This window comes from Streptomyces lycii, assembly GCF_009735685.1.
In the GTDB taxonomy this organism is placed as follows: Bacteria; Actinomycetota; Actinomycetes; order Streptomycetales; family Streptomycetaceae; genus Streptomyces; species Streptomyces lycii.
Map to the genome: position 1 here is coordinate 41,374 of NZ_WHPN01000402.1, position 4,541 is coordinate 45,914.

Below are 4,541 nucleotides of genomic sequence, written 5' to 3' on the forward strand. Positions count from 1 at the left end.
GGGCGCGGCCGTTGCCGCCTGTGGGCTACGACGACGGCAGCCGTCAGCGTCTTACCAGGGGTCGTTCGCGTACCACCGCAGCCAGGGCCAGCTCTGCGGGCCGGGCAGGCCGTCGACGCTGAGCCCGGCGCCGTACTCCCGGTTCACCATCGCCTGGAAGTTGCGCATGGCCCGCTTGGAGTTGGTGCCGAAGATGCCGTCGATCGTGCCCGGGTTGTACCCCGTGCGCAGCAACAGGCACTGCGCCTCAATGCCGGCGTTGCTGACGCCGCCGGCCGACGGTGTGACCGAGTTGCCCGAGTAGTAACCCGCGTAGAAGTAACCCCCGGACGACCTGTAGTTGCACCGGTAGGCCTGGGCTGACAGCGGACCCGACTCCGCCTGCTGCCCCTGTGCGACCGACTGGTGGGTGCCCCCCGCCGGCTGGGCCGAGGCGGGCGCCGCCGACAGCGCCGTGCCACCGCTGATCAGAGCGATGACGGTCAGCGCTGCCGCCTTCGTACGTATGGACATGCTTCCCCCTGAGTGGGGTCGCGAGCCGGGTCCCCCGTTGAGGCCCTTCCTGAAGCCCGCGACCTCGCGGATGGCACCGGTCTTCCCCCTGCGCCACCTTGCTGCCGAAGCGCCCTGTGCCGCTTCGGCGTGTTCGAATCTATGAGCCGGCCGTCATGAACACCTCAGGGCAGACCCTGATCCGGCACCGTTCGTCCCGTCGTCCGCGCCGAATCCGTTCCCGTCACGCGGAACGGCTCGGGTACTCGCCGAAGTCCGTGAGCGGCCACTTGGCCGGTGGCGCACCCGGACACACCTTCAGCGTCTTCGGGACCGGACCCTGCATCACCGGCCCTCCGGGGGGCCTGCCGCCGGTCGAGGCTCATGGCGTGTACTCGGCGGACGCGGCGGCGCATGCCCGTGGCGCTGGCCCACCACCGACCGCGACGCCGACGCGCAGCGCGCGGCCACCCACCGGGGTCCCACCGAGCACTCTCACCGGTCCCCCGTGCCACCCGTCGAAGTCGCCCACCGACTGCTGGAGCCGGGCGGTCCGCCCTCGGGACCTGGAGCGTTGCCGACGGGGCCGCCGCCTGGCCGGGCCTCTCCAGCGGCACCCGGCAACGTCACGGGTCACCCACCAGTACCGGGCCGCCCCCGGAGCGGCCGGAGCAGCGACCGCTCCGCGAGATTCCGGAAAGTATCCGAAATATTTCGGTTACGCCGACCGGCGACCGGTCTCCCAGAGCGGCTCTCTCCGCGAGCAAATCGAGAGAGAGTCACCCGAGAGTGCGCTGAACAGGGGTGACTCCACATCAAGTCGCAGATCCGGCACGGAAGTTTTCCGTAAACGTTGCGAGAACTGTTGACAAGCCAACGAGGTGATTCAACACTGTCGGACGCCGACAGGGCCCCACCGCTGTCGATAAGGATCACTCGCCGTGACCCGTTCCCGGGTCGAGCAGGACGGCGGTCAGTTGATCCGCACCGTCGTGTGACGACGCCGGGCGGGGCCTCCTGCTCCGGTCTCCGACCCGTCGCGTCGTGCACGCTGCCTGGCATCCCCACCAGCCTCACGAAGAGGAGTCACGCACATGAACGACGCACCCGCCCGAACGGAGAGACACAGACCCGCCCTCCGCGGGCTGCTGGTCAGGAGCCGCGGACTCGGCCGCCTCCGGCTGCTCATCGGCAGTGCCTTCGCCGCGCTGATGATGACCGTGGCGCTGCCCGGCGCCGCCAGCGCCCAGACCATCGACTCGAACCAGACCGGCAACCACAACGGATACTTCTACTCGTTCTGGACCGACGCTCCCGGCACGGTCTCCTCGTACATGGGATCCGGGGGCAACTACACCACCTCGTGGCGGAACACCGGGAACTTCGTCATCGGCAAGGGCTGGAGCACCGGCGGCCGCCGGACCGTGAACTACTCGGGCACCTTCAACCCTTCGGGCAATGCCTATCTGACCCTCTACGGGTGGTCGAGGAACCCGCTTGTTGAGTACTACATCGTGGACAATTGGGGCACCTACCGGCCCACAGGCACGTTCAAGGGCACGGTCTCGACCGACGGCGGCACGTACGACATCTACGAGACGACGCGGACCAACGCCCCGTCCATCGAGGGCACCAAGACGTTCAAGCAGTTCTGGAGCGTCCGGCAGTCGAAGCGGACCGGCGGCACCATCACCACCGGCAACCACTTCGACGCGTGGGCCCGCCACGGCATGAACCTGGGCTCCCACGACTACATGATCATGGCGACCGAGGGCTACCAGAGCAGCGGCAGCTCCAACATCACCGTGGGCGGCACCGGCGGCGGTGGCGACACCGGTGGCGGTGGCGGTGGCGGCGGCAACGGCGGCTGCGTCGCGAACCTGTCCGCCGGTGACAAGTGGAGCGACCGCTACAACCTCAACGTCTCGGTGTCCGGTTCCAGCGACTGGGTCGTGACCATGAACGTCCCGTCCCCCGCCGAGACCATCGCCACCTGGAACGTCAACGCCAGCTGGCCCAGCAGTCAGGTGCTCACCGCCACTCCCAACGGGAACGGCAACAACTTCGGCGTCACCATCAAGACCAACGGCAACTGGACCTGGCCGACGGTCTCCTGCAGCGCACGCTGATCGCCTGCCACACCTGACACATCCGACACAACCGCACGTCGGGCGCGGCCGCCGTCGGCCGCCGCGCCCGGCCGTCGGCCGCCGCGCCGTCCTGCGTCAGGTGATGTCGGCGATGTCAGGCGGCGTGCCCGGTGGTCTCAGGGGCGGCGTCCGGTGGTCCCCTGTGGTGTCCGGTGGCCTCCTATGGCCTCTGCTGGCCTCTGGTGGCTTCCGGTAGTGTCCGGTGACATGCCGACACCCCGGGGGCGCCCGGCGCGCGGCCGGCTCCGTTCCGCCTCCGACCGCCGATCGCGCCCCGGCCGGCCGTGGTCACGGCGAACCGGGCGCCGTTCTGATCGGCATCCCCCGGCCCCGGGAGATCACCTGGCGGCGGCGATCAACCCTCCGGCCCGGCGCGTCGTCTCTGAAGGCATGACAGAGCCGATCCCCGGGTCACCGCCCGGCAGCACCCCGCCCGACTGGCCGTACTGCGGCCACGGCGCAACCGCGGAGGCTCCGGTCGGATGCCGCGGCAAGCAGGTGGGCGGGCATCCCGCGTGCCTGGCGCATCTGTACACGGCCGACCGGGCCGGCTATCTGGCCGGGCTGTCCGCCGGTGACGCCGTCGACCACCGCGGCACTCCCTTCACCCGGGACCTGCTCGGCCGGCTCCTCGACGCCCTCGGGGATCCGGATTCCCACAACCCGCGGATCGGCGACGCCTGGTTCAGCGAGGCGGTCTTCACCGGCGACGCCCCCTTCGACGGGGTGGACTTCGGCGGGGACGCCCGGTTCGACGACGTGGTGTTCAGCGGCAACGCCGACTTCGGCGGGGCGACGTTCGCCGGGGAGGCGGACTTCGTCGACACGACCTTCGGCCGCGACGCCCGGTTCGGCAGCGCGGGCTTCGGCGGCGACGCCCGGTTCTGCGCGACGTTCGCCGGGGAGGCCCGGTTCGACGGGGCGGCCTTCAGCAGTGACGCGTGGTTCAGCACGGCGACCTTCACCCGCAGCGCCTGGTTCGGCGGGGCGGTGTTCACCGGGGAAGCGTGCTTCAGCGGAGCGACGTTCGTCCGTGACGCCCGGTTCGGCGGGACGGTCTTCACCGGCCACGCCGACTTCGACGACGCGCTCTTCTCCGGCGGGGTACGGCTCGGCGGCGCGGTCTTCGGCGGTGACGCCCGTGCCGAGCGGGCCAGGTTCGCGACGGCCCGGCAGCTGGGCCCGCTGGTGTGCGGAGGCACCGTGAGCCTGGACGGCGCGGAGTTCGGCGCGCCGGTGACCGTGGAGATCGCGGCGCGCCAGGTGTCGTTCCGACGGACCCGCTGGGAGTCCACGGCGGCCCTGCGGCTGCGCCGTGCCGAGGTGGAACTCGCCGGTGCGGTCCTGGAACACCGGGTCACTCTGGTGACGTACCCGGAACCCTTCACCGATCCGCTGGGCATCGTGCTGTCCGAGAAGGCGCTCACGGACCGGGACACGACGGTACGGGTACGGTCCCTCGGCGGCGTGGACGCGGCGCACCTGACGCTGACGGACGCGAACCTGGCCGGGTGCGGCTTCGCCGGTGTGGTGCACCGGGACCGGCTCCGCCTGGAGGACACCGCCGCCGGTCCCCCGCCCACGGCCGACTCCGCGCAGAGCTGATTGCCGAGGGCCGCCCCGGCTCCGGTCGGCCCCACGACGTACGGCACACCCCGTGACGTACGGTCGGCCCCGTGACGTACGGCGGGGCCCCGCCCTCGGCCGACCGCGCTCACGGCCGACTCCGGCTCCGACTGGCTCCGTCCGGCCCGAACCCGCTCCGGCCGACCCGCGACCCGCGACCCACGACCCACGACGTAACGGCCGGCCCCGCGTGCCGCGGGCACGAGCACGTTGCGGGCACGAGCACGCCGCGGGCACGAGCACGCCGCGGGCACGAGACCGCGGACTTGAGCG

General features: G+C 71.3%; 3 protein-coding genes. 2 read left to right on the plus strand and 1 reads right to left on the minus strand.

Annotated features, from left to right (window positions below; translation table 11 throughout):
* Positions 1-51: 51 nt before the first annotated feature.
* Positions 52-513: a peptidoglycan-binding domain-containing protein gene (locus GCU69_RS27895; protein WP_098755091.1), complete on the minus strand. Its 462-nt coding sequence runs from the start codon at positions 511-513 to the stop codon at positions 52-54.
* A gap of 1,073 nt (positions 514-1,586) precedes the next feature.
* Here GCU69_RS27895 and GCU69_RS27900 point away from each other — a divergent pair.
* The gene (locus tag GCU69_RS27900) at positions 1,587-2,621 is read left to right on the plus strand and encodes a glycoside hydrolase family 11 protein (RefSeq protein ID WP_098755090.1); all 1,035 of its coding nucleotides are present in this window, start codon (positions 1,587-1,589) and stop codon (positions 2,619-2,621) included.
* Positions 2,622-3,032: 411 nt separating this feature from the next.
* Positions 3,033-4,247, plus strand: coding sequence for a pentapeptide repeat-containing protein (locus GCU69_RS27905; RefSeq protein WP_170315947.1), 1,215 nt, complete (start codon positions 3,033-3,035; stop codon positions 4,245-4,247).
* Positions 4,248-4,541: the final 294 nt, after the last annotated feature.

What these genes read in the sequence shown, in the direction of transcription:
- GCU69_RS27895 (WP_098755091.1), bottom strand. Translation starts at nt 513, where the DNA reads ATGTCCATACGTACGAAGGCGGCAGCGCTGACCGTCATCGCTCTGATC.
- GCU69_RS27900 (WP_098755090.1), top strand. Translation starts at nt 1,587, where the DNA reads ATGAACGACGCACCCGCCCGAACGGAGAGACACAGACCCGCCCTCCGC.
- GCU69_RS27905 (WP_170315947.1), top strand. Translation starts at nt 3,033, where the DNA reads ATGACAGAGCCGATCCCCGGGTCACCGCCCGGCAGCACCCCGCCCGAC.